Below are 26607 nucleotides of genomic sequence, written 5' to 3'. Positions count from 1 at the left end.
TCCTTTTCCCCCTTTTCATTAAAAATAATCGTTACTTTGTGACAATTACTAGCATTATTGATATGAAAACACTTCCAGCTGTATCTGAAAGTGTCTCGGTTAGCTAAACATGTAGTTTATCTAGTTTCATAATATACCTTTTCTAATAACTTTTGTGAATTGCTTTCGATTTCATCAAATTTCCCATCTAATACTTTAGGAGATAATGGTCTACTAATTAAAAAACCTTGGATAATATCACAAGAAGCCTTTACTAAATAGGAAAGCTGTTTTTCTGTTTCGATTCCTTCAGCTACCACTCTCAGCTTTAAATGCTTGGCCATAGACATAATCATTAGCACAAGTGCATCCTCATCTGTACCACGATCAATATTCCATATGAAGCTACGATCTATTTTCAAGCAATTTAATGGAAAATCTTTTAAATATGAAAGCGAAGAATAGCCTGTACCGAAATCATCTACCGCTATTGTCACGCCATACTCCTGCAATTTTTGAATAACTGCCGTAACAGATTCGATATTCATCGTCATGCTTTCGGTTATCTCCAATTGTAAATAATGAGCATCTAACCCTGTTTCTGTCAATATATTTTGTACATATTCCTCTAAATTATCCTGTAGTAATTGCCCTAATGATATATTCACAGCAACTTTAATAAAGCGCCCTTGGGATTGCCATTTTTTCGCTTGTATACAAGCTTCTTTCAGCACCCATTGCCCTATTGGAATAATTAGTCCAGTTTCTTCAGCTATTGGTATAAAATCTGCTGGTGAAATAAGACCAAGCTTACTATGTTGCCACCTTACTAATGCTTCGACAGATTGAATTTTGCCAGATGGTAAATGAAGCTGTGGCTGATATTCCAGCATTAATTCATTTCTATCAATGGCTTGGCGTAAATCGTTTTCAAGCATTAGTTTTGTAGAACGTTTTTCTGACATAGAGGGTTCATAAAACAACACATTTTTCGCATTGTTCCTTGCTTCATACATCGCAAATTCAGCATATTTGAATAAATCTAGACTATCGATAGCATCCTTTGGATACTGTGCAATTCCTACATTAAAATGACTCATTAATGAAAAATGTTGGATTGGAAACGGTTTTTCCATTGTATTTTGCAAGCTCTCTACAACCTTTAAAATCTCCTCATCTCCTGAATCATCCAACATCAAAATAGCAAAGCAATCCTCTCGCAACATATAAATATTATATCTCCCCTGTAGTGTATATCGTATTCTATCTGCAACACTGCATTTTAAACTATCTGCATAATGGGAGCCTAACGTAGATTGAATCATCGACAGACGGTCTATTTCTAAAATGATAACATTTTTAATATCTTCATCCCTATTAAACTTTCGTAACTGCTCCATAAAAAAACGCTCATTTGGTAACTTTGTCAGTTCATCATAATAAGCCATTCTATGCATTGCTTGCTCGGATTTTTCTAATGATTTTTTCGCTATTGAAATTTCTCGATAAGGCTTTTCAATAGCTGAATAATAAACCGCCTGTACAAACATATAAAAAGCTGTTAAATGAAAAAGATGACCTAGAAAATTACTAATGTTATGGACATCTACAAAAAAAATAAATAATAGATCACTTAAAATCAAACAAATTGAAGCAAATAAATAATGCAAATATCTTTCTCTTTTATAGCTTCGCAAAATAATAGCAATTAAAATAAGCTGTAAAAATGTCGCGATAACTTGCAAGCTATTTTTTAATTCGTTCGGTCCTTGCTCATTTAAAAGCGGTGGTAAAATTTTCACTGGTGCATAAACGATATAGACAGCACCACAAAGTATGGTAATAACCGCGATACCAATTACCATAGCAAAGCTTTTTTTCACTACTTTAAGCGGTGTTAAAAAAATAATAATAAGCCCTGCTGGCAATAATAATCTTACAAACATGTAAAGCCAAACTGCGCGATATGCATCACTTTCATATATTAGAAAGGGCATTCCCTTATACGATAATGTATGCAATATTTCAATAACTGTAATTGAACCGAATAAAGCTATTAAATAAACAGCCCTGTTTGTTAAATTATAATGAGTACTTGTCAATACTTGCATTACAATTGAAACAGCCGCTGCAACAATAAACATTTCTACTATTAGGTGAACCATAACATAATTACTTTCACCGAAGAGAGCATATACATAATTTTGCAATGCTAATACGATAGCTAGCACTGCAATAATAATTACAAATAGCCTAGTTGGATTTTTAATATAAGAAAACTTATCATCTATTTTTCTCATAAATTGCTCCCTTCTTATAACATTTGTAACTATTTTCACTCTTGCAGTTATCTTAACATATTTCATTTATACATGTTACTTTTTCTTATAAAAAATTAGTTTTTTTATAAATAAAACACAATATAATTACCATTATCACTTTAAATTAATATTAATTATTATATTTAAATGTAAAATATAATAAAAAAGCAGCACAAACTATGCTCGTAGTTTGTGCTACCAATTTTAGTATTTTACTTTATTGTTCTTTTGAGAAAAGGAGTTATAAATATTGCTTAATCTCGCTATTAATGAACTGAGATATAATTGACAGCCATATTTTTGGATTGCTATTAACCCACCTATCACTATATTTCCATTTGCACTTTCTGCACTTGCATTGCTGCCCCCTTCACCACACCGCTTGAATGAAGAGTTGAAAAACGTAATGTTAAATGTGGTAGCCTAGTTTGCGAAACATAAGTTTCACATTTTTTTAATAGCTCATCTTGAAATACTTTATTTCTTTCGAAAACCTCACCTGAAACAATAACGCATTCTGGTTCATAAACACATACTAAATTATTAATAGCAATTGCTAAATACGTCATCACATGATCAACAATATGTAGAGCCCACGCTTTTTTTTCATTCACACCTTGCACGATATGTGCCAAAGTATTGTACTGCGCCTTCTCTTCTATTGGAATCAAGCTTAGTAATGTAGACTCTGTCGTATAGCGCGATAAACAGCCTCGATTTCCACATTCACAAACCTCTCCAAATGGATTAACTGTCATATGACCTATTTCACCTGCATTATTTTGAACACCACGATAAATCTCACCATTTAATAAAATAGAAGCCCCTATTCCGCTCCCAATACCGATTAAAATACAGTTTTGATTTTTGGGACTATATAGACCATCATTTTCTGCTATAATCTGCATTTTTAACTCGTTATCAACCATAATGAGACAATCAAAATATTTTTGCAAATCTTGCTTTAAAGATTTATTTTCCCATTTCATTTGCTCTGAAACTAAAATGATACCTTTACTATGATTAATAAATCCAGGCACCCCAACTCCAATACCTAATAACTTATTTGATTGGACGTTGTTACGAACTATTAGGTTATTGATTTCTTTGACTAATATTTCAAGTGTGACTTCATAAGACTCCCTAATGCTACGCTCAACTTCAATAAAATCAACCAACTCACATATAAAATCAAGCAATCCTATCCTAATGATAGAACGATCAATCTCAACGCCAATTGTATATCTCGCATCGGACTTTAAATTAATTAATGTTGGCCTTCTTCCTACTGTTGTTTCTTCTGTCATCGCTTCAAATATAAAGTCCTCTTCTACAAGCTCCTGAACAATTCTTGTAATTGTTGTTGGACTCATTTTTGTCACCTTTGCTAGTTGAATGCGCGAAATTGGTTCTAGACTACGAATCGTATCAAGCACAATTTTTTTATTTTGCTTTTTCATTTGTACTTGATCTTGCTTTAACAATATACTTCACCTCATTTATAAGTCTGAATGAATTTTACAGCCTCCTCAATGTCTTGTGTAGGATTTGTCTTTACTTCACGTTCAATTGTCAAATAGCCTGAATAGCCGATGTCTTGTAAGGCTTGAAAATATAAATCAAAATTTACAGCGCCTTGACCAAGCGGAACTTCTCTGAAGTACTCGCCATTTTCAACCATTTCAGCTATTTTCTCATGCGAAGTTTCCCCACCATAATCAAGGTAACCATAAACATCTTTTGGGTTCGTTGGCTGTAATTGAATACCATCCTTCACATGTGTATGTACTATATAATCCCTTAATAGCTTCACACCTTCAACAGGATCATCTTTTGTAACCATTACCATATTAGCTGGATCAAAGTTTACTGAAACACCCTTTGTTGATAATTTATCTAAAAAGGCTTTTAAAGTTGCAGCCTTTTCTGGACCAGTTTCAATTGCAAAGTAGCCACCAATAGATGTTGCATATTGACCTAATTCCTCACATGCCTTTAACATCGTTTGATAGATTGGATCTTTTTCATTATCTGGAACAATTCCAATATGTGTTGTGACAATATTCGTTCCCAAATCTTTCGCTAAATCTAGTATAGCCTTTGATTTAACGATTTTGCTAGCATTTTCTTTCGCATCCTGGAATCCATGACCACCTAAATCCCCACATAACGCAGAAATTTCTAGTCCTAAAGAGTCAATATATGCTTTCAGCTCGTCGCGACCTTTTTTGTCAATGTTTGCAGGATCTAATTCACCACTTACAGCATAAATTTGCACGCCATCTGCTCCAAGCTCTTTCGCTTTTTGCAAACCTTCCTTTAATGGCAAACGAAAGCTATCAACAATCACACCAATTTTGTTCGGCATATTAAAGCTCATAAACGATTTCTCTCCCCTCTTTAGCAGATAAATAAATGCCTTCTAAAATTTTCATTATTTCAACACCATCTTCAACTGGTGCTATAGATTCTTTATTTTCTAGACACGCATTGACAAATCCGTTAATTTCCTGTTGGAATGATTCAACAAAATTAAATGTTAAATCATTAATTTGTGGGTGAACATTCAATACTGTATTAAATTCCTCTGTGACAATTTTTAATTCTGGCTCTAATTCTGCGCCACCCTTTGTGCCAAATAGCTTAACAGAAATTTCATCCTTAGCTGTATGCAATGTGAATGATACATCAACCATTAGAGATGCACCATTCTCAAAAGTAATTAGTGCATTTGCTAAATCTTCAACTGTATTTTTCGATGCATCATAATCCGCTGCTTTATAAAATGATAAATTTTCAATGTTACTACGATTACCTAGTTGCTTATAAGTATGGCCAGTTACTTTTTTGACACGTGGTTTGCCCATTAAGTACCAACAAACATCAATAATATGCACACCTAAATCGATTAGCGGACCTCCACCTGACTTTTCAACATCAGCAAACCAACCACCTGGATTCCCTACTCTGCGTGTACAAGTAGCCTTCGCATAATAAATATCGCCTAGCTTACCTGCATCAACAAAACGCTTTAAGACGTTTGTATTTGTTGCGAAGCGGCGTACAAAGCCAACCTGGAATACTTTATTAGCTTTTTTTGCTGCTTCTTGAATTTTTAAACTTTCTTCATAGGTCATGGCAAGTGGCTTTTCTACCAATACATGAAGACCACTTTCTAAAGCGCGAATCGCAAATTCAGCATGCGTATTATTCCAAGTACAAATACTCACTGCCTGTAATTCTGGATCATTAAAGACATCTTCTAAATTAGAAAACACAACTTTTGCTCCAAATTGTTCTGCTTTCGCCTTTGCACGCTCTTCAGAAACATCAAATACGCCATAAATTTGTGCATCCTTATTTTTTTGATACGAACCTAAATGGAAATCAGAAATGGATCCCGTACCAATTACACATACATTTAATTTGCTCATTTACAAAGACCTCCCTTGATTATATGTTGCACTCTTCCCATAAACGTCGCACATTGTCCATACCAATTTTAGAGCCAACTGCGCAATCTTCCATTCCTTCAAATTCGATTGTTAAATAGCCGTCATAACCTGAGCCTTTCACAATGCGAATAATTTCTCGAATATTTAAATCGCCATGCCCTACGATTGCACCGCGAATATAGTTGTCTTGTACCGTTCTGAACCATTCTCCACCGCCTGGATTTTCGTAATACGGGCGTACATAGAAGTCTTTAAAATGAACAGTTGCAGCATATGGCATATTTTTCTTCACGCCTACTAATGGCTGCTCATCGATACATAAAAAATTCCCTACGTCTAAAGTTGTTTTAAAATTATCTCGATTGACTGCGTGTATTAACTGCTGTACACGGTCACTCGTTTGCACGTTAAAACCATGGTTTTCAATTGTAGTCGTAATACCGAATTGTTTGGCATAATCGGCAACTAGTTGGCTTCCTCGTACCATTTGCTCAAAATGCTCATTGTAATAGTGGATTGTTGTATGTTCTTTTGGTAGCGTAAATAACGTTACGTCATGACGTAATATTTTAATACCCATATGATGAATAACATCAATATGCTTTTTCAAACGCTCTACTTCCTCTAAAAACGCCTCTTCTGTCTCATGAATAAAGTTGGCTGGCATTGAGTAAGCTGACAAATCTAATCCTAATTTTGCGGCTGTTTCTTTAATTTCCGTTGCAAGCTCATAATTATCAACAACTGTAAACTCATAAGGAACTAGCTCTACATGCTCTCCCCCATTTTCTTTTACCCAATGCAATACATCAATAACTGACATTTCTCCCGCACGCATTTTTTTAACCATACTATAAGTGCTAAGTCCGATTTTCATAAATAATCTCTCCTTTAGTTTTCATTTACTAAGTGACAAGCAACCTGTTGCTTATCATTTATTTGTTTCATTTTTGGTATTTGCTGTTTGCAAATATCTGTCGCCAAAGGGCATCTTGTATGGAATGTACAGCCTGATGGTGGATTTTTAGGATTCGGGATATCCCCTTTTAAGACCATTTTTTCTTTTCGCATTGTTGGATCTGCAATTGGAACAGATGATAATAACGCCTTCGTATATGGATGCAATGGGTTTTTGAAAATTGCCTCCTTATCCCCTTGCTCTACAATTGTTCCTAAGTACATCACGCCAACGCGATGACTAATATACTCTACAACACTTAAATCATGTGAAATAAATAGATAGGATAAATTGAATTCTTTTTGCAACTTTTTCAATAAATTTAAGATTTGAGATTGGATCGATACGTCCAAAGCCGAAACTGGCTCGTCAGCAATAATTAACTTAGGCTTTGTAATTAATGCGCGTGCAATACCGATACGCTGTCTTTGTCCTCCGCTAAATTCATGCGCATAACGATTTGCATGCTCTGCATTTAAACCTACTATTTCTAACATTTCGTAAACGAGTTTATCTCGCTCTTCTTTCGAAAGTTTTGTATGAATAACAAGCGGCTCGGCAATTAAATCCTTTACTTTCATACGTGGATTTAAAGAGGCATAAGGATCTTGAAAAATCATTTGCACGGATTCCCTTAAATGTGTAAGTTCACTATTTTTCGCTTGGGCAACATCTTTTCCATTGACAACAATTTTACCTTCAGTAACGTCTACTAAACGCGTTATTAATCTACCTGTTGTCGATTTTCCACAGCCACTTTCTCCAACAAGACTAAAGGTTTCGCCTTCTTTAATGTGAAAGGAAACATCCATTACTGCATTGACAAATTCCTTTTTTTCAAACAGCCCACCTGATATTTGAAATTTCTTTTTTAAATTTTCAACTACCAAAATATTATTCATTGTGAACTGTCACATCCTTTTTCTCATATAGCCAGCATGAGCATTTACTATTTTGATTGATATTTAGCATAGGGGGAGCAGCCTCATTGCATATTGCCATTGCCTTCTCACATCTTGGCGCAAATTTACAGCCAGTCGGCATGTTCGATGGAGATGGTACTTGGCCTTTAATCGAATCAAGCTCCTCTTTATTTTCACCAATTTTAGGTACCGAACGGATAAGCCCTGACGTATATGGATGTTTAGGGTTAGCAAATAACTCAAATACATCCGCTTCCTCTACAACTTCCCCTGCATACATCACGACAACTCGATCACACATTTCTGCTACAACACCTAAATCATGTGTAATAAGTAAAATTGCTGTTTCGTGATCTTGCTTAAGTCCTTTCATTAATTCTAAAATTTGTGCTTGAATCGTTACATCGAGAGCCGTAGTAGGTTCATCAGCAATTAACAAGCTTGGGTTACAAGACATCGCCATTGCAATCATAACGCGCTGCCTCATCCCACCTGATAGTTGATGGGGGTATTCATCCATAAGCTCCTCCGCTCTTCCTATACCTACTTTTTTAAGCATCTCAATCGCATGCTTCCTACTTTGTTCTTTATCATAATTTAAGTGCAGCCTAATAGATTCCATTAGCTGCCTCCCTATTTTTAATACAGGGTTAAGCGATGTCATTGGCTCTTGGAAAATCATCGAAATTTGCTTACCACGCAATTTTCTCATTTGGCTTTCCGTCATTTTTGTTAACTCTTGATCATTAAATTTAATCGTACCTTTATCAATTTTCCCTGTTGTATCATGAAATAGCTGCATAATAGATAAGGAGGTTAAGCTTTTTCCGCTCCCCGATTCTCCTACTAAACCAACAACCTCACCTTTATTAACCGAAAAATTGACGCCTCGTAATATTTTGATTTTTTGTTTATCTCGTGTAAACGATGTCTCTAATTGATTAATTTCAAGTACAGTTTGTGACATAGGTATGCTCCTTAACTATTTTTTATTTTTGGATCAAGCACATCTCGTAAACCATCACCAATTAAATTGAATGCTAAAACTGTTAAGAAAATCGCAATACCCGGCATAAGAACTACATGTGAAGCTGTTCCTAAATAATCTCGTCCACTACTTAGCATAACGCCCCATTCTGGCGTTTCTGGACTTGCACCTAGGCCAAGGAAACTTAAGCCTGAAGCAGCTAATATAGCTGTACCAACTCGCATCGTAACAAAAATAATTAATTCACTTATCGTTTCAGGGAAAATATGCTTAAAAATAATACGAGTATGAGAAGCTCCCATTGATTTTGCAGCCTCTACATAAACATTTTCCTTTGCGCTAAGTGTCGCACCGCGTACTAAACGAGCAAATGATGGAACACTAAAAATCATAACAGCAATAATCACGTTATTTATACCTGGGCCTAAAATCGCTACAATGGCAATGGCTAAGAGCAAATCTGGGAAAGAGAAAAATACATCGCAGCAGCGCATAATAACTTTATCAACTCGACCGCCAAAATAGCCGCTAATTAACCCAAGAATTGTCCCTGCAATTAATCCTAAAAAGACCGCACTAAAGCTTACGGTTAATGAAATTTTCGTTCCTACTAGCAAGCGACTAAAAATATCTCGTCCATATTCATCTGTTCCAGCAAAATGGGCTGCACTTGGACCTTCTAAAATAGCATCATAGTTTGGTTCATAAGGATCGTATGGCGCGATATAAGGACCTATAAATGCAATAACAATTAAAAGGAAAATAAAAACACTGGCAATCAACGCCACTTTTTTCTTTTTATAATTGCGCCAAAACTCTTTCAGTGGCGAATATTGTGCGGCTGGCTGCTGTGCTTTTTTCGAATCTATTACCGTTGTTGACATTTGGCTCCCCCCTTATGAATTCAATTGAATTTTTGGATTTAAAACTTTGTATAAAATATCCACAATTAAATTGACAATAATAAATTCTACTGCAAATAATAAAATGGCTGATTGTATAACTGGATAGTCCCTGAAAGATATAGAATCAATTAAAAGGCGCCCCATCCCTGGAAAACTAAAAACAGTTTCTACAACAACAGAACCTCCAAGTAAAAAACCAAATTGTAAGCCAGCAATTGTTACAACAGAAATTAAGGAATTTCTTAAAGCATGCCCAAAAATAACAGTTCTTTCAGCTAAACCTTTCGCCCTACTAGTACGAATAAAATCAGCCTGCATTGTTTCTAATAAGGAGGAGCGTGTAAATCTTGCAATCATCGACATAATCCCTGCTCCTAATGTCAATGACGGCAAAATGTAGCTTTTAAAACTATCAATCCCTCCAGTAGGTAACCAGCCCAATTGCACTGAGAATAACTGAATTAACAGCAATCCTAGCCAAAAACCGGGTAAAGATATACCTGAAACAGCTGTTACCATACCTAAATAGTCTGGCCATTTATTTTTAAATACCGCCGATACAACACCGATAAGTAGCCCAATAATCGTCGCCCATATCATTGATAAAAAAGTTAAGTAAATCGAAGGCATAAATCGTGACTTAAACATATCTATAACAGGTAAGCTTGTTGTTAGCGATGTCCCTAAATCACCTGTTACTAGCTTTTTCATATAATCGACATACTGTACAACAATTGGTTTATCGAGTCCTAATTCGTGCCTAACATTTTCTACCTCTTCCATTGTTGCATCTTTACCAGCAACTAATCGAGCCGGGTCTCCCGGAATTAAGTGAATAAAGAGAAATGTTAACATTGACACAATAATTAAGATTGGAATTATCTCAATAACCCTACGCACTACAAATTTTAGCACTGATAACCCCTCCTAATCTTTTAAAGAGGTAGCTTTAGAGCGAGCTTTTACTCACCAAACAGCCTTAACCTTCTACTTTTTTACAAGAGTGCGCCTCACAAAAGAATAGTGGGCGCGCTCTTGTAAACTACATCAGTCTATTTTAGCGTTTTGTACGCTAATAGCACCGCCAGGTCCTACTTCAACTCCGCTTACATTTGAACGAACACCATAGACGATTTCATCAACACCTAAGAAAATCCAAGGTGCATCTGCATATACTTCCTCTTGTAATTGCGCATATAATTCTGCTTGCTTTGCTTGATCAGAAGTTGAATTCGCCTCATCCATTAACTTGTCTGCCATAGGATTGTTATAATAAGCCGTATTCGCACTGTTTGGTGGGAAAGAAGTGCTGTGGAATAAAGGCTTTGTTGCATTTGTTACGTCTGATGCATAAGAAGACCAGCTTACATACCACATCATTAGCTTCGCTTCTTCAGGAGTTTGTGCTCCGTAAATTTCATCAGATAGTGTACCTTCCTCCATCGACTTGATATCCACTTTCACACCGATTGGTGCTAATTGTTGTTGAATAAATTGCATACCTTTCATCGTATCTGAGTTTGTATTACCCCAAATTTCAATTTCAAAGCCATCTGGATAGCCTGCTTCGGCTAATAAAGCTTTTGCTTTTTCTACGTCATATGCAAATGATGTTTGCTGTTTGTAGTAAACTGTTTTTGATGGGATAATTGAGTCTAATTGTGTGCCTAAGCCTGAGTTCACTACTTTAATAAATGCTTCTTTATTTACAGCGTAGTTTAATGCCTGACGTACCTTTTCATTATTTAAAGGCTCTTTAAATGTATTTAAAGATACATAGCGAGCAATTGTAGATGGTACCGTTGTAACTTTAACATCGCTATTTGATTCTAGCTCTGGCATATTTTGTGCAGGCACTGGATAAATTGCATGTGCCTCACCCGTTTTTAACATCGCTACACGAGAACCATTTTCTGGTACTGGTTTAAATGTAACTTTTGCTACTCGATCATTGCCATCCCAATATTCATCAAAACGCTCCATTGTCAAATGATCGCCTTGTACCCATTCAACAAATTTGTAAGGACCTGTTCCTACAGGTACTTTCGGGATTTCTTCAAGGTTTTCTTTAATATGTTTTGGACTAATCATTTTAGCAACACCAAAACGTGTAATCATTGGTCCGTATGGTTCTGTTAGTGTGACTTTAATTTCGTATTCATTAAGTATTTCTACAGATTTTATTAAGTTAAATCCACGAGAGTAAAGTCTCAGCTTTTCATCATTTGTAATACGTTCAATGTTTACCTTAACAGCCTCAGCATTGAATGCTTCACCATCATGGAACTTTACGCCTTGGCGTAATTTAAATGTATACTCCAGTGCATCTTCACTAACCGAATAATCTTCTGCAAGTACCTTTGTAATTTTTCCATCATTATCAAAGCCTAATAGACCTTCTAACATCGCTGCCTGTACAGCATTTGAATTTGTATCCCCAGTATTATGAGGGTCCATTGAAATAAAGTTTTCATTTACTGCAATAACTAATTCATCTGAAGAACTACTGTTGGAGCTTGCGCCCTTATCTGCTCCCGCATTTGTCGAGCCATCTGTTCCTTTGCTTCCTTCATTGTTAGAAGAACATGCAACTAACAACAGCGCACAAGCAAATAAAAATAATATTTTTTTCATATGATGCATCTTCTTTACTCCCCCTTTTTGTTTTATATAAATATTTCTACATTAAGCAGAAATAAAAATACCATAAAACTTATTTGTTCCACTGACGAAAATAAATAAATAAAAAAATGAAAACGCTTTTCTTGCTTAAAATGTACAATACTATATTTAATATTTTAATTCAATAGATTAATTTAAAAATTCAGAAAAATTTTTAGCTAATAGCAAATATGCCATAATTTTTGCAACTAGCTTATAAGCTGAAGTTAACTTAAAGTTGTTACTACACACAATAATTATTACCTAGGTTTTTTTCAAAATATATGACACCTACTGTATTTTTAGGACTGCATGATGTTCGTCACTCAGTCGTTATTGCATTTTCATCTGTTTCAGTAGATGTACAAACATTCTCTCAATCAAGATAAAGTGAACCTTCAATCAGTGGAGATTTTCCTCATTCCCCACTTCAGCATCTCGATTTTTACTGAAGTACAGCCTGTTAATATGGGATAAAAAAGGAGCTGTTAGGAAAGTTTTATCTTTCCCGACAGCCCCTTCTAAAATTAAGAAAGTCGACCTTTAAAGTCTTCGTAGCTAAATTGCTTTTGAATACGGCATTCACCATTTGCATCTTGAATAACAATCGCAGGTAAAGCCATTCCATTAAATGTATTGTTTTTTACCATTGAGTAAATTGCCATATCTTCGAATACAAGACGATCTCCTACTGCTAGTGGCTGATCGAATGAATAATCACCAATAACGTCACCTGCTAAGCAAGTTGGTCCCCCTAATCGATAAGCATAAGGCTTTTCGCCTACTGTACCCGAATTTTGTAGCGGTGGTCGATACGGCATTTCAAGTACATCTGGCATATGACAAGATGCTGATGTATCTAAAATAGCTAGCTCCATACCGTTTTCTAGCGTTTCTAAAACTGTTGTTACTAAGTAACCTGCTCTGTAGGCAATCGCTTCGCCAGGCTCTAAATATACTTGAAGCCCATACTTCTCCTGCATGCGTGTAATACAAGATTCAAGAAGCTCAATATTATAGCCTTCGCGTGTAATATGATGTCCTCCACCGAAATTAATCCATTTCATTTGTGGCAACCATTGACCAAATTTTTCTTCCACTGCTTCAAGTGTCACGGCCAACGCATCGGAATCTTGCTCGCATAACGTGTGGAAATGAATACCATCAATTTGATCCAAAAGCTCTGGTTTGAAATGCTTTAATGTTACACCGAAACGACAACCACGTGCACAAGGGTCATAAATTTCTTGCCCCTCTTGCGTTGAGCACTCGGGGTTAATACGCAAACCTACACTTTTACCAGCCGCACGTACCTTTGCCCCGTATTTCTCTACTTGCGTAAAGGAATTAAAAACAACATGATCGCAAAGTTCAATAATTTCATCGATTTCGTCCTCACGATAAGCAGGTGAAAATACATGATTTTCCTTGCCCATTTCTTCATGACCAAGTCTAGCTTCATATAAACCACTTGCTGCTGTACCGCTTAAATATTTTCCGATTAATGGATATAATGAAAACATCGAAAAAGCTTTTTGAGCTAAAATAATTTTACAGCCTGTACGTTCCATAACGCCATGTAAAATTTTCAAATTATTTTCAATCAGCACTTCATCTACAACGTAGCTTGGTGTTGGTACTTGTTCAAATTTCATCATTAGTCAACTAACTCCGGATTGAAGCTTTCTTTCCAAGGTAAGCCCCATTTATTTAATGCATCCATGTATGGATCTGGATTGAATTCTTCTACATTGTAAACGCCTGGTTTGTTCCACTCACCATTGACAACTAACATCGCACCAATCATTGCAGGTACACCTGTTGTGTAAGAAACCGCTTGTGAACCAACCTCTGCGTAACATGCTTCATGGTCACAAATATTGTATACGTAATAAGTTTTATCTTGTCCATCTTTTTTACCACGGAAAATACAGCCGATATTTGTTTTACCTTTTGTACGTGGTCCAAGTGATGCTGGATCTGGTAATACCGCTTTTAAGAATTGTAATGGAATAATTTCCTTGCCTTCAAACATAATTGGTTCGATTGAAGTCATTCCTACATTTTCTAAGCATTTTAAATGTGTTAAATAGCTTTGACCGAATGTCATGAAGAAGCGAATTTGCTTTAAGCCAGGTACGTTTTTCGCTAATGACTCAAGTTCTTCATGGTATAGCAAGTACATATCTTTTTCGCCAACTTCTTCAAAGTTGTAGACGCGTTTAATTTCCATAGGTTGAGTTTCAATCCACTCGCCTTCTTTCCAATAACGACCATTCGCTGATACTTCACGAATATTGATTTCTGGATTGAAGTTTGTTGCGAATGGGTAGCCATGGTCACCACCATTGCAGTCTAAAATGTCGATGTACTCGATTTCATCGAAATGATGCTTTAAGGCATGTGCTGTAAATACGCCTGTTACGCCTGGGTCAAAACCTGAGCCTAAAAGTGCTGTAATGCCAGCTTCTTTAAAGCGCTCATGATATTCCCATTGCCATTTGTATTCGAATTTCGCTGTATCTTCTGGCTCATAGTTTGCAGTATCCATATAATGTGTTTTTGTTGCTAAGCATGCATCCATGATTGTTAAATCTTGATATGGTAATGCAAGGTTCATAACGATATCAGGCTTCACTTCGTTAATTAAAGCGATTAGCTCCTCTACATTGTCTGCATCAACTTGTGCAGTCGTAATTTTTGTACCTTTGCCATCTAATTTTGCTTTTAAATCATCACATTTTGATTTTGTACGACTTGCGATACAAATTTCCTCAAATACCTCGCTGTTTTGTACACATTTATGTACTGCTACAGACGCAACGCCGCCTGCTCCAATAATTAATGCTTTTGCCATTTTATTCGTCTCCTTTATTTTCAACTTCTGTTAATAATTTTTGTACGTAATTCGGTAAATAGAATGAACCTTTATGCAGGTTGGAATTATAATATTTTGTTGCAATATTATTCGATTTCCAAACACTCGCATTCATATCTTTTACTGGATGATATTTTTTTGATGCAAAGCCAAATAACCAGTGCCCTGACGGATATGTTGGGATATGCGCTTGATACACACGACTAATTGGAAAACATTCAATAATGCGCTGATGTGCACGCTGCATTGCAGCAACATCCTCATCATAAAATGGGCTTTCATGCTGATTAACCATGATGCCATCTTCTTTTAACGCTTTATAACAGCTACCATAAAATTCTCTTGTAAATAAACCTTCACCTGGTCCAAATGGATCAGTTGAATCAACGATAATAATATCGTATTCATTTTCACAAAAGCGGATATATTTTAAACCATCCTCAATATGGATATGAACGCGAGGGTCATCAAGCTTGCTTGCTGTTTGCGGTAAGTATTTCTTGGCCGCTTCAATAACCATCTCATCAATTTCGACTAAATCAATATGCTCGATTGATTGATATTGCACAAGCTCACGTACAACACCACCATCGCCCGCTCCAATAATTAATACCTTTTTGGGATTTGGGTGAACTGACATTGGAACATGTGTAATCATCTCGTGATAAATAAATTCATCCTTCTCCGTTAGCATCATAAAACCATCCAATGTGAGAAAGCGTCCAAATTCCTCTGACTCAAACACATCAATACGTTGAAACTCACTTTGAGCGCTATAAAGTTGTTTATCTACTTTAATCGACAATCGTACATTCGGTGTATGGCTTTCGCTAAACCATAAATCCATCCTATCGCACCTCCGTTAACACGTTGAGTCGTGCAATTTCTAAATCCTCTGGACCGATAATTGTGCAGTCCTTCTCTTTCGCATATTCAATATATTCGACAATTTCCTGGGTAATTTTTTCACCTGGTGCTAAAATCGGAATGCCTGGTGGGTAGCACATAACAAATTCACTACAAACTCGCCCAATTGTTTCACGTAAAGGTAGCAACTCTTTTTCCGCATAAAAAGCATATTGTGGTGTTGTAATTACTTGTGGATCAATATATTCCTGTGTAATAAGCCCAGCCTTGTCTGTTTTGTAGCGACGGCGAATTTCAGCAAGCGCACTAACAAGTCGCTCAATGTCTCGCTCGCGATCCCCTACAGAAACATACGCCAAAATATTTCCAATATCGCCAAATTCGATTTGAATATCGTATTCGTCTCGTAAAATATCGTAAACCTCAATACCTGCTAAACCGATATCCAAAGTATGAACTGACAGCTTTGTAGCATCAAAATCGTATATGCTATCACCATTAATCAGCTCGCTCGAATATGCATAATAGTCACCGATTTTGTTAATTTCATCGCGTGCATATTGCGATAAGCTCGTTACATGCGCAAAAATCTCCTTGCCATTTAAAGCTAAATTACGACGTGATAAATCTAAACTTGATAATAATAAATAAGAGCCGCTTGTCGTTTGCGTTAAATTGACAATTTGACGCGCATAGCCAACATTGATAGCTGGTCCCATCAATAAAAATGAACTTTGTGTTAAGCTCCCACCGGATTTATGCATGCTTACTGCTGCCATATCAGCACCAGCTGCCATTGCAGTAATCGGCATATTTTCACCAAAGTAAAAATGTGTACCATGTGCTTCATCAACAAGTACAAGCATCCCATTTTCATGTGCTAGCTTAACAATCCCTTGTAAATCTGAACAAATGCCATAATATGTTGGGTTGTTTACTAAAATTGCTTTTGCGTCTGGATTTTCTTTAATCGCTTTTTCTACTTGCGAAATTTTCATTCCTAGTGCGATACCAAGCTTGTAGTCCATATCTGGATTAACATACACTGGTTCTGCTCCACATACAACCAAAGCATTAATAACACTACGATGTACATTGCGTGGCAAAATAATTTTATCTCCCCGCTTACATGCCGTTAAAATCATTGATTGTACAGCTGAGGTTGTACCATTCACCATGAAAAAGGCATGAGCTGCACCAAATGCTTCTGCTGCTAACTCTTCTGCATCTTTAATTACTGATACAGGATGGCATAAATTATCTAGCGGCTTCATCGAATTGACATCGACACTGACACATTGCTCACCTAAAAATGCCGTTAATTCAGGGTTGCCGCGCCCACGTTTATGCCCTGGTACATCGAATGGTACAATGCGCTTGCTCTTAAATTGTTGTAGCGCATCGTAAATCGGCGCATCATGCTGTGACAATCGCGTACTCATCCATTTTTCACCTCTCCCATTTTCATCATGCGTGCAACACCGTTCCATGCAAAAAAAGCAAGTGAACGGTAATTACACCATCACTTGCTTTTGTATGTATTCATATATTCGAAAAGAATCTTTGTAATAAACCTCATTATTTTTAGCAGGCGCAAACAGACTCGTAGCACTGCTAAGAGGAAAGTCTTTTCAATATTCATACATAACCGAATAGGTTTTTTTAGAGTCTATATAGCAAATAATTACTTTTACTACTCTTATTGACCGTTTCACAAGTTGATGTGCATTTCTACACTGGTTGTAAAGTAACCAACTTATAAAATTTGAGCTTCTAACTCAATCAATAAAGCAACTTAACGTTGCCAGTCGGCAGTTGACCCGGCTGTCCGTATGGCCTTAACTTTCCTCAGCAAATGAAGCTTACCGAAAGTGGTCAAAAAGTATTTGCTGGAAAGACTCTTTCTTGAATATTGGCTTTCCAATTTAACAACTCGTTCAGTTTAACAATGCATGTTTTGTTTGTCAATTATATTAGGTAGATTTTTTTGAAGAGAGCATTAAAAATACAAAACGACAATCTATAATTATTATTATATCAAGCTTTCCAACAATTGTTACAATTTGATTGCAGGAAGGGCATTTATACATTTTTTATACCTTAGGAAATATCCTTTTACTGTGAAAATTTAAATCGGTCACGAAAATAGGCACTTCTTTTTTCTCAATGGGAGAGCAAAATTTTATATAATTTATCATCCTGCTTCTGTGGATCACCGCGTCCATCCGTATTATTGCTAATAAAGTAAAGCGTATCACCTTCTACATATACATCACGAATTCTACCAATCCCTGTCACTACTTCTTCATAATTTCCAGTTTCAAGATTGAATGCTAAAATTGCTTTGCCTCTTAATGCTGCAACATATAATTTCCCATCATAGTAATCCATTCCAGAAGGAGCCCAAGTTGTTTCATTACCTGAAGTAAATAGTGGAGAAATCATTCCTTGTTGTGTTGCATTTCCTTCAATGATAGGCCAACCATAATTTTGTCCTGCTTGTATTTGATTGATTTCATCGTTTTTTGCATTACCATGCTCACTAGCGTACAACGTCCCATCAGGCAACCAGCTAAGCCCTTGTGAATTGCGATGACCGTAGCTGTAAATATAAGAACTATCAAATGGATTATCCTCAGGGATGGAACCATCCAAATTCATCCTTAAAATTTTTCCACCGAATGAATCGAGATTTTGGGCTAAGCTCGCTTCTGATGCATCACCTGCGGTCGCATAAAGCTTTTGATCAGGCCCAATTTTTATACGCCCACCATGATGGTATGTCCCACTCGGAATTTGATCGACAAGTACATCTATTTCATACCAAACATCATCATCTAAATAAAGCGTAATAATACGGTTAAACTGCCCTATCTCATCTACATAAGTATAATAAGCATAGGCTAAATGAGAATCTTGGAAGTCTGGAGCAAGCACAAAGCCTAATAGTCCAGCCTCCGATGCCGTTGCCAACTCTTTTTCAAGCACCACTCGCTGGCGTTCCATTTTTCCACTTTCAATTTTAGCAATGCTTCCAGTTCGTTCTGTAATATAAAAAGTATCTCCTAATTTTGCGATTGCCCAAGGTGCTTCCAAGTTTTCTGCAATTACTTGCTGTTCTTCTTTTTTCTGCTCATGTAAAACATTCGGCTGTTGCTTTGGTTGTTCTTCTAAGGCACAGCCTGCAAGTAATAAAACACCTAGCAAATAGAAGCTTTTGAAGTTTCTCATCCACACACCTCGCTAATTTTTACTTTTTATCAATTCCGCCAATTTTTAATAAATGCAATTGTACTGAGACATAATAACTGTTCTTTATTTCAGCTTTTCCAAATCCTGATAATCCTGCATAAAGCGTCCTCCATCTGCTACAACAGAATGGTAAAGTGCCTTAACAGCAGCGGTTTTATCTAAGCCCATCTCTTTTTTGATGGCCTTTAGCTCATCATGCAGTTCACGATGCTCATTAATTAATTTTAGCATTGTATTTTTATTATATTTCATCGAAATTTCCTCCTATAGTACTTGAATAAAAACGACTTTCAAATAATTAAATTCCGGATAATTGTGTGGCACTTGAAAATCCTCTGGCAATTGATGCTGTTCTAAAATTTTATAACGCTTATTGGCATCTTTAAATGCTTTATCAATAAAGGTTTTGAATTTTTTCATATTAAAGCTCGCATTATTCGTTGAGGCAATGATAACACCATTTTCCGCTGTAATCGCAAGTGCATCTTTCAGCAATTTTGGATAATCCTTCGCTGTGCTAAACGTCATTTTTTTCGTGCGAGCAAAGCTTGGTGGGTCGAGTACCACAACATCGAATGTTAATTGATGTCGTGCTGCATAGTTAAAGTAATCAAAAACATTCATCACCTTAATATCCTGTGCCTCATAATCAATCGCGTTGACACTAAATTGTTCAATTGTTTTCGGCAAGCTACGTTTTGCTAAATCAACACTCGTTGTTTTTATTGCACCACCAAGTGCCGCAGCAACAGAAAACGCCCCTGTGTAAGAAAAAGTATTGAGCACCGTTTTCCCTGCAGCATATGTATCACGTAGCGCCTTACGTACATTACGTTGGTCAAGGAAAATACCAGTCATTGCCCCATCATTCAAATCTACCGCATAGCTCATCCCGTTCTCCTTAATAATAAGCGGAAACTCACCCTTTTCGCCCGACACATAATCATCCTGCTCCACATACTGCCCGTTCACATTAAAGCGCTTTTTCTCGTAAACGCCTCGCGCATTAACAACCTCAGCGAGTGCTGCATAGACATTCTGGTTGAAAGCATAGATACCCTCACTATACCAACTGATCATATAAAAGCCATTAAAGAAATCAATTGTTAAGCCACCGATACCATCTCCTTCCCCATTAAAAACCCGAAAAGCAGTTGTATCATCTGCCTCAAAAAAGCTTACCCGACGCGTCACTGCCTCACGAATTTTCTTAACAAAAAAAGCTGTATCAATTTGTTCATTTTCTTTACGCGATAATACCCAGCCAATCCCTTTATTTTGTATACCGTAATAGCCTGTTGCAATGTATTGCCCTTGCTTGTCCATTAACTGCACAAGCGTTCCTTCTTCAATTGAAGTTTCGGCATTTTCCACTGCATCCTTTAAAATCAATGGGTAGCCATTTTTTAATTCTTTCACATAGTTTTCTTTAATTAATAATGTTGTCATGTCGTCATCCTTTATCTTTGTCATTTCTTTATTATGACATGCTTTATGATTTTGTGCGATTCTCATTGCTATTTGAGCGCTTCTCCATAAAAAATCAGCCAACCTCCACAAGGGAGGCGGCTGATTTTTTCATTACTTCACAACGATATTAACTAATTTACCTGGGATTACGATTACTTTTACAACATCTTTGCCTGCGATAAATTCTTGTACTTTTTCATCTGCTAGTGCCGCAGCTTCTAGGTCTTCTTTTGAAATATCCTTTGCGACTTTTACTTTCGCACGGACTTTTCCTAGCACCTGTACAACAACTTCTACTTCATCTTCCACAAGTTTTGCTGGGTCAAACGTTGGCCATGTAGAGTACGTAATTGTTTCTGTGTGACCAAATTTTTCCCATAGCTCCTCTGCGATATGACGAGCAATTGGCGAAAGTAATTGTACGAAGCCTTCAACATACTGTTTTGGCACAGCATCTACTTTGTAGCATTCATTAATAAATACCATCATTTGTGAAATAGCTGTATTGTAATGCATTGCTTCAAAGTCCTCTGTCACCTTTTTCACTGTTTGGTGGTAGACAAGCTCTAGTTTGCCATCGTTCGTATCAACGATTTTGCTGCTAACTGCACCGTTATCATCGATGAATAAACGCCAAATGCGATCTAAGAATCGACGTGCACCGTCTAAGCCATTTGTTGACCATGCTTTTGATGCATCAAGTGGTCCCATAAACATTTCATAAAGGCGTAGTGTATCTGCACCATGTGATGTAACAATATCATCTGGATTAATTACATTGCCTTTTGATTTAGACATTTTTTCATTATTTTCGCCTAAAATCATGCCTTGGTTGAATAGCTTTTGGAACGGCTCTTTCGTATGCACAACACCAATATCATATAGCACTTTATGCCAGAAGCGAGCGTATAGTAAGTGAAGTACCGCATGTTCTGCTCCGCCTACATAAATATCAACTGGTAACCAGCGTTTTGCTAGCTCTGGGTCAATAATCATTTCATCATTATCTGGGTCAATATAACGTAAGTAGTACCAGCAGCTACCTGCCCATTGTGGCATCGTATTTGTTTCACGACGACCTTTTTTGCCTGTTGCAGCATCTACTACATTTACCCATTCTTCAATATTCGCTAATGGCGATTCACCTGTACCACTTGGACGAATATCATTTGTTTTTGGTAACATTAATGGTAACTCTGCCTCAGGAACAGTTGTCATTGTGCCATCTTCCCAATGAATAACAGGGATTGGCTCTCCCCAATAACGTTGGCGTGAGAATAACCAGTCACGTAGGCGGTAAGAAATTTTCTTCTCACCAACACCATTTTCCTCTAACCAAGCAATTGCTTTTGCAATGCCATCTTCTTTATTTAAGCCATTTAAGAAATCAGAATTAATATGCTCGCCGTCACCTGTAAATGCTTCCTTCGAAATATCTCCGCCTGCAAGCACTTCTTTGATTTCTAAACCAAATTCTTTAGCGAATTCATAATCGCGCTCATCATGAGCTGGTACTGCCATAATTGCACCTGTACCATATGAAGCTAATACATAGTCAGCAATCCATACAGGCATTTTTTCGCCGTTAATTGGGTTAACTGCATATGCACCTGTGAATACACCTGTTTTTTCCTTCGCTAAATCTGTACGCTCAAGGTCAGATTTTGTTTTTACTTTCTCAATATAAGCATCTACTTGCTCTTGTTGCTCAGCTGTTGTAATTTCAGCAACTAATTTATGCTCTGGTGCTAAAACTGCATATGTTGCACCAAATAGCGTATCAGGACGCGTTGTGAAAACATCAAATGTATGCTCTGTGCCATCGATTTTAAACGTTACTTCAGCACCTTCTGAGCGACCAATCCAGTTGCGTTGCATTTCTTTTAAACTTTCAGGCCAATCAAGCTCATCTAAATCCTCTAACAGACGGTCCGCATATTCAGTAATACGTAAAATCCATTGACGCATTGGACGACGCTCTACAGGGTGTCCACCACGCTCTGATTTACCGTCGATTACTTCCTCATTTGCTAGTACCGTACCTAATGCAGGACACCAGTTTACAGGCACCTCATCTACATACGCTAAGCCACGATTAAATAATTGGATAAAAATCCATTGTGTCCATTTATAATATTTAGGATCTGTTGTATTTACTTCGCGATCCCAATCGTAAGAAAAGCCTAAATCATTCATTTGGCGCTTAAATGTCGCAATATTTTTTGCTGTAAACTCTGCAGGGTCATTTCCTGTATCAAGTGCATATTGCTCTGCTGGTAAACCGAAAGCATCCCAGCCCATTGGATGTAGCACATTATAGCCTTGCATACGCTTAAATGAGCTTAAAATATCTGTTGCAATATAACCAAGTGGATGCCCTACGTGTAAACCTGCACCTGATGGATACGGGAACATATCTAGCGCAAAGAATTTCGGCTTATTATTATCATTCACCGTTTTAAATGTCTTGTTATCTGCCCAATATTTTTGCCATTTCTTATCAATTTCCTGATGATTGAAACTCATATTATTCCTCCTCAAAATAATAGTATCGACTTGTTTTCTAGCGTCCAAACAGAAGTGACAGAATTTTTAGAAAAATAAAAAACTCGCCCCCTTCCGTAGAAAGGGACGAGAGTAAATTTGACTCCCGCGGTACCACCCAAATTAGTGACACTGCACTCAGCTCCAGCTTCTTAACGCGAAAACACGGCTTTTAGGTATCTAAAAGCAAACTCAAAGGCGAGTTCAATTTGTTCACTTGCTAGCTCACACCAGCCGCTAGCTCTCTAAAAAGTGTCGAAATTTACTACTCCTTGTCATAGTCGTTGTATATAATGCCTTCATTCTAATGGAATTAGCTAGAAAGCACAAGTCTTTTATTTAGTATTTTCAACATTCTTTGCACGCCATGCGCATGCAGGAATAATCGCAACAAGCAATAATACAACTAAACTCCACATTAATGTTTGCATATCAAATAAATCGACCATCAAACCACCAAATAACGGGCCAATCATACGCCCTATTGTCGTTGCACTATTAACAATCCCTTGATAAAAGCCTTGTCGACCTTTTGGGGCAAGGTGATTGGCAATCGTCGGAATAACAGGCGTGAAAAATACTTCCCCTAGCGTTAAAATGACCATTGCAGTAGCAAATATTTTAAATTCTTCTGCAACGGCAACGATGCAGAAAGAAAACGACATTAACACAAGCCCTAATACAAGCTGGTGTTTTAGCTTCTTTTCCCAACGGCGTACGAGCGGTCGAATAATTGGTTGGAAACCGACAACCAATAAGCCATTAATCGTCCAAATTAAACTATATTGCGATAATGTCATACCTAAACCTTGCGTATACGAGGAAATTGTCGCACTCCACTGAGAATAAGACATCCAGCATAATACTAAAGCAATACATAAAGTTAATAGAGCATACAGCCCTGCTTTTGACTCTCTACCTCCCCTTTCTGCGATAACATTTTTCGGCGCCATACCCTTTGTATCAAAGCGCTTATATGTCGTCACAACAAGAAGGAAAAAGATTAAATATGTAAAGAAGTTTCCACCAAACACAAATTCAAATTTGTAATCTGCTATAAAGCCTGCTAACGCTGGACCAATCGCCACCCCTACATTATTTGATAAAAACAATGTATTAAAGGCTTTGCGTCCGCCCTCTGGCCATGCAGCACCGATTAATGCATACATCGCCGGAAAAACAACTCCACCACTAAATCCAATAATCGTTAAAAAAATAACATACGGCCACCAATCATGCCAAAACATGAGCAGCCCTAACGTAATGGTATTTAAAGTTACTCCGATGACAATTGTTTTAAAGCCACCGATTCTATCAAATAAATAACCACCTAATAAATTACCGACAACCGCAGCTAATGAGTTAAACATTAAAACAAGTCCTGCAATCGTTAACGTTTTGCCAAGGTGATTATGAATATATATACTATTTAGTGGCCATAGAAAGGAGCTTCCGACCGTGTTGAGAAACATCCCTATTACTAAATACCATACTTGTTTCGGCACATTTTCTCCTCCTTATTTACTATCCATCCTTTTATGTGATGGAGAAATTTCAATCTCAAAATAATAATTAGATACAAATCGTTCTCTAATTATATAATTCCATATCCGAAATATTAGTCTATGCCTATTTTGCAAAACTTACAAGAAAAAGTTTTTCAGCCTGTCAATGCGTGTTACAATCATTGTTTAGAGGAGTGACAACGATGATAAATTTCCCCTTCCCTTCTGATGGGAAACGTTACTATACATGGAATCGTTATTTGCGTAACGAATTCGGACAAAAAGTTTACAAAGTAGCCTTAGATGCGGGCTTTGATTGCCCAAACCGTGATGGTACGGTTGCTTTTGGTGGTTGTACATTTTGTTCAGTAGCTGGCAGTGGCGATTTTGCGGGTAATAAAATTGACCCCATCCCTGTTCAATTTGAAAAAATCAAAGCAAAAATGCAGCATAAATGGAAAGACGGCTTAACGATGGCCTATTTCCAAGCGTATACAAATACACATGCACCACTGGAAGTGCTAAAGGAAAAGTTCGAAGCTGCTCTTGCCTGTGAAGGCGTAATGGGCATAAGTATTGCGACTCGCCCAGATTGTCTTCCAGATGACGTAGTGGAATATTTAGCGGAATTAAATAAGCGCACTTATTTATGGGTGGAGCTTGGCTTACAAACCGTGCATGAAAAAACGGCTAATTTAATTAATCGTGCACACGACTATGCGACCTATGTAGAAGGCGTGGAAAAGCTACGCCGCCATAATATCCGCATTGTCACGCACATAATTAATGGCCTACCCCTAGAAACTTACGATATGATGCTGGAAACAGCGCGTGAAGTTGCGAAACTTGATGTGCAAGGAATTAAAATTCATTTGCTCCATTTATTAAAAGGCACACCTTTAGTAAAGCAATACGAAAAAGGGTTACTGCAATTTATGGAACAAGATGATTATATAAAGCTCGTTGTGGATCAACTTGAGGTACTTCCACCCGACATGGTTGTACAACGCATTACTGGGGACGGCCCTATTGATTTAATGATTGGTCCAATGTGGAGCGTCAATAAATGGAGTGTCTTAAACGGCATTGATGCAGAATTAGAGCGTCGCGATACATGGCAAGGCAAACTTTATAAGGTGGATAAAATTTTATGAAACTACAACGCGTTTTACAATATGCACAAAGTCTTTTAGCAGACGCTATTCAAGAAGGTGATATCGCCGTCGATGCAACTGCTGGCAATGGGCATGACACATTATTTTTAGCTGAACTAGTTGGAGACGACGGTTACGTCTACGCATTTGATGTGCAAAAAGAGGCTGTTGATGCAACACTGCATCGTCTATTGGACAATGCGTTGGAGCACCGCGCCCTCGTTCTGAAAGATGGGCATGAAAACATTGCAAAATATGTCTCAAAGCCTGTAGCAGGAGCGATTTTTAATCTAGGCTATTTACCCGGTAGCGACCATTCCATTATTACAAAGCCGAACACAACAATCACAGCATTAGAATCACTTTTACAACTATTAAAAGTAGGCGGTATTATTGTTCTTGTTATTTACCATGGGCATGAAGGTGGAGCTGAGGAACGTGATGAGGTGCTTCGTTATGTTAGCAGCTTGCCCCAAAAATATGTGCACGTCCTGCGTTATGAATTTTTAAACCAGCAGAACACCCCTCCGTTTGTTATTGCATTGGAGAAAATGAAGGAAATGTAATTTTGCGGGCGGAAATGACACTTTAATGAGCGAATCTCCCCTGTTTGCGGGCGAAAATAGCTTTTTATTGGGCAAATTTGTATATTTAATGGGCGAATCAGGTCTTTAGACTTATAAAAAAGATAAGATATAACTAAAAACGCATGAAATCAAATGTGAAAAACCTTGATTTCATGCGTTT

At 37.1% G+C, this 26607-nt stretch carries 21 protein-coding genes and 1 other annotated feature; of the genes, 2 read left to right on the top strand and 19 right to left on the bottom strand.

The window, feature by feature from the left end; translation table 11 throughout:
• Positions 1–116: 116 nt before the first annotated feature.
• The 19 genes from TY13_RS08745 to TY13_RS08655 form a co-directional block, all read right to left on the bottom strand.
• The gene (locus TY13_RS08745) at positions 117–2279 is read right to left on the bottom strand and encodes a bifunctional diguanylate cyclase/phosphodiesterase (protein WP_052344276.1); all 2163 of its coding nucleotides are present in this window, start codon (positions 2277–2279) and stop codon (positions 117–119) included.
• Positions 2280–2626: 347 nt separating this feature from the next.
• Positions 2627–3784, bottom strand: coding sequence for an ROK family transcriptional regulator (locus tag TY13_RS08740; protein ID WP_042474497.1), 1158 nt, complete (start codon positions 3782–3784; stop codon positions 2627–2629).
• Positions 3785–3795: 11 nt separating this feature from the next.
• Entirely contained in the window at positions 3796–4680 is an 885-nt protein-coding gene (locus tag TY13_RS08735; protein ID WP_042474494.1) for a sugar phosphate isomerase/epimerase family protein, read from the bottom strand.
• Positions 4670–5734, bottom strand: coding sequence for a Gfo/Idh/MocA family protein (locus TY13_RS08730; protein ID WP_042474492.1), 1065 nt, complete (start codon positions 5732–5734; stop codon positions 4670–4672). The genes TY13_RS08735 and TY13_RS08730 overlap by 11 nt, the downstream gene beginning before the upstream one ends.
• Before the next feature lie 19 nt (positions 5735–5753).
• The gene (locus TY13_RS08725) at positions 5754–6632 is read right to left on the bottom strand and encodes a sugar phosphate isomerase/epimerase family protein (protein ID WP_042474490.1); all 879 of its coding nucleotides are present in this window, start codon (positions 6630–6632) and stop codon (positions 5754–5756) included.
• Positions 6633–6646: 14 nt separating this feature from the next.
• On the bottom strand, positions 6647–7615 hold the full coding sequence (locus TY13_RS08720) for an ABC transporter ATP-binding protein (protein WP_042474487.1): 969 nt from the start codon (positions 7613–7615) through the stop codon (positions 6647–6649).
• Positions 7608–8603 (bottom strand): ABC transporter ATP-binding protein, encoded by a 996-nt coding sequence (locus TY13_RS08715; RefSeq protein ID WP_042474485.1) that lies wholly within the window; start codon positions 8601–8603, stop codon positions 7608–7610. Before TY13_RS08715 ends, TY13_RS08720 begins: the two co-directional genes overlap by 8 nt.
• Before the next feature lie 11 nt (positions 8604–8614).
• On the bottom strand, positions 8615–9508 hold the full coding sequence (locus TY13_RS08710) for an ABC transporter permease (RefSeq protein WP_042474482.1): 894 nt from the start codon (positions 9506–9508) through the stop codon (positions 8615–8617).
• 12 nt (positions 9509–9520) lie between these two features.
• The gene (gene nikB / locus TY13_RS08705) at positions 9521–10444 is read right to left on the bottom strand and encodes a nickel ABC transporter permease (RefSeq protein ID WP_042474479.1); all 924 of its coding nucleotides are present in this window, start codon (positions 10442–10444) and stop codon (positions 9521–9523) included.
• A gap of 132 nt (positions 10445–10576) precedes the next feature.
• The gene (locus TY13_RS08700) at positions 10577–12172 is read right to left on the bottom strand and encodes a glutathione ABC transporter substrate-binding protein (protein WP_042474477.1); all 1596 of its coding nucleotides are present in this window, start codon (positions 12170–12172) and stop codon (positions 10577–10579) included.
• Positions 12173–12717: 545 nt separating this feature from the next.
• Positions 12718–13845 carry a carboxynorspermidine decarboxylase gene (gene nspC, locus TY13_RS08695; protein ID WP_042475724.1) on the bottom strand — a complete coding sequence of 376 codons (1128 nt, stop codon included), beginning with the start codon at positions 13843–13845 and terminating at the stop codon, positions 12718–12720.
• A gap of 2 nt (positions 13846–13847) precedes the next feature.
• The gene (locus TY13_RS08690) at positions 13848–15047 is read right to left on the bottom strand and encodes a saccharopine dehydrogenase family protein (protein ID WP_042474475.1); all 1200 of its coding nucleotides are present in this window, start codon (positions 15045–15047) and stop codon (positions 13848–13850) included.
• 1 nt (position 15048) lies between these two features.
• Complete coding sequence (speE, locus tag TY13_RS08685) at positions 15049–15915, bottom strand: polyamine aminopropyltransferase (protein WP_042474472.1); 867 nt, start codon at positions 15913–15915, stop codon at positions 15049–15051.
• Between the two features lies 1 nt (position 15916).
• Complete coding sequence (locus TY13_RS08680) at positions 15917–17377, bottom strand: aminotransferase class I/II-fold pyridoxal phosphate-dependent enzyme (protein WP_042474469.1); 1461 nt, start codon at positions 17375–17377, stop codon at positions 15917–15919.
• A 721-nt stretch (positions 17378–18098) separates the two neighbouring features.
• Positions 18099–19166, bottom strand: coding sequence for a PQQ-dependent sugar dehydrogenase (locus TY13_RS08675; protein ID WP_042474466.1), 1068 nt, complete (start codon positions 19164–19166; stop codon positions 18099–18101).
• Between the two features lie 84 nt (positions 19167–19250).
• Complete coding sequence (locus TY13_RS08670) at positions 19251–19439, bottom strand: hypothetical protein (protein ID WP_042474464.1); 189 nt, start codon at positions 19437–19439, stop codon at positions 19251–19253.
• 12 nt (positions 19440–19451) lie between these two features.
• The gene (locus TY13_RS08665) at positions 19452–20636 is read right to left on the bottom strand and encodes a class I SAM-dependent rRNA methyltransferase (protein WP_042475720.1); all 1185 of its coding nucleotides are present in this window, start codon (positions 20634–20636) and stop codon (positions 19452–19454) included.
• A gap of 132 nt (positions 20637–20768) precedes the next feature.
• Positions 20769–23183: a leucine--tRNA ligase gene (gene leuS, locus TY13_RS08660; protein WP_042474460.1), complete on the bottom strand. Its 2415-nt coding sequence runs from the start codon at positions 23181–23183 to the stop codon at positions 20769–20771.
• Between the two features lie 98 nt (positions 23184–23281).
• Positions 23282–23489: a binding site (T-box leader), on the bottom strand.
• Positions 23490–23536: 47 nt separating this feature from the next.
• Complete coding sequence (locus TY13_RS08655) at positions 23537–24706, bottom strand: MDR family MFS transporter (protein ID WP_042474458.1); 1170 nt, start codon at positions 24704–24706, stop codon at positions 23537–23539.
• A gap of 203 nt (positions 24707–24909) precedes the next feature.
• On the opposite strand from TY13_RS08655, the gene TY13_RS08650 reads away from it, so the two are divergent.
• Both TY13_RS08650 and TY13_RS08645 read left to right on the top strand, forming a co-directional pair.
• Positions 24910–25860: a TIGR01212 family radical SAM protein gene (locus tag TY13_RS08650; RefSeq protein WP_042474455.1), complete on the top strand. Its 951-nt coding sequence runs from the start codon at positions 24910–24912 to the stop codon at positions 25858–25860.
• Positions 25857–26426 (top strand): tRNA (mnm(5)s(2)U34)-methyltransferase, encoded by a 570-nt coding sequence (locus tag TY13_RS08645; RefSeq protein WP_042474453.1) that lies wholly within the window; start codon positions 25857–25859, stop codon positions 26424–26426. Before TY13_RS08650 ends, TY13_RS08645 begins: the two co-directional genes overlap by 4 nt.
• Positions 26427–26607 lie beyond the last annotated feature (181 nt).

Source organism: Bacillus ndiopicus (assembly GCF_000612805.1).
Classification (GTDB): Bacteria; Bacillota; Bacilli; order Bacillales_A; family Planococcaceae; genus Metasolibacillus; species Metasolibacillus ndiopicus.
The sequence above is the reverse complement of the archived record's forward strand: the minus strand, read 5'-3'. Positions and strand labels throughout refer to the sequence as shown.

Excerpts from the sequence above, each read along its gene's own strand:
- TY13_RS08745 (WP_052344276.1), bottom strand. The coding sequence starts at position 2,279 with ATGAGAAAAATAGATGATAAGTTTTCTTATATTAAAAATCCAACTAGG.
- TY13_RS08735 (WP_042474494.1), bottom strand. The coding sequence starts at position 4,680 with ATGAGCTTTAATATGCCGAACAAAATTGGTGTGATTGTTGATAGCTTT.
- TY13_RS08730 (WP_042474492.1), bottom strand. The coding sequence starts at position 5,734 with ATGAGCAAATTAAATGTATGTGTAATTGGTACGGGATCCATTTCTGAT.
- TY13_RS08725 (WP_042474490.1), bottom strand. The coding sequence starts at position 6,632 with ATGAAAATCGGACTTAGCACTTATAGTATGGTTAAAAAAATGCGTGCG.
- TY13_RS08720 (WP_042474487.1), bottom strand. The coding sequence starts at position 7,615 with ATGAATAATATTTTGGTAGTTGAAAATTTAAAAAAGAAATTTCAAATA.
- TY13_RS08715 (WP_042474485.1), bottom strand. The coding sequence starts at position 8,603 with ATGTCACAAACTGTACTTGAAATTAATCAATTAGAGACATCGTTTACA.
- TY13_RS08710 (WP_042474482.1), bottom strand. The coding sequence starts at position 9,508 with ATGTCAACAACGGTAATAGATTCGAAAAAAGCACAGCAGCCAGCCGCA.
- TY13_RS08700 (WP_042474477.1), bottom strand. The coding sequence starts at position 12,172 with ATGCATCATATGAAAAAAATATTATTTTTATTTGCTTGTGCGCTGTTG.
- nspC (WP_042475724.1), bottom strand. The coding sequence starts at position 13,845 with ATGAAATTTGAACAAGTACCAACACCAAGCTACGTTGTAGATGAAGTG.
- TY13_RS08690 (WP_042474475.1), bottom strand. The coding sequence starts at position 15,047 with ATGGCAAAAGCATTAATTATTGGAGCAGGCGGCGTTGCGTCTGTAGCA.
- speE (WP_042474472.1), bottom strand. The coding sequence starts at position 15,915 with ATGGATTTATGGTTTAGCGAAAGCCATACACCGAATGTACGATTGTCG.
- TY13_RS08680 (WP_042474469.1), bottom strand. The coding sequence starts at position 17,377 with ATGAGTACGCGATTGTCACAGCATGATGCGCCGATTTACGATGCGCTA.
- TY13_RS08675 (WP_042474466.1), bottom strand. The coding sequence starts at position 19,166 with ATGAGAAACTTCAAAAGCTTCTATTTGCTAGGTGTTTTATTACTTGCA.
- TY13_RS08670 (WP_042474464.1), bottom strand. The coding sequence starts at position 19,439 with ATGAAATATAATAAAAATACAATGCTAAAATTAATTAATGAGCATCGT.
- TY13_RS08665 (WP_042475720.1), bottom strand. The coding sequence starts at position 20,636 with ATGACAACATTATTAATTAAAGAAAACTATGTGAAAGAATTAAAAAAT.
- leuS (WP_042474460.1), bottom strand. The coding sequence starts at position 23,183 with ATGAGTTTCAATCATCAGGAAATTGATAAGAAATGGCAAAAATATTGG.
- TY13_RS08650 (WP_042474455.1), top strand. The coding sequence starts at position 24,910 with ATGATAAATTTCCCCTTCCCTTCTGATGGGAAACGTTACTATACATGG.
- TY13_RS08645 (WP_042474453.1), top strand. The coding sequence starts at position 25,857 with ATGAAACTACAACGCGTTTTACAATATGCACAAAGTCTTTTAGCAGAC.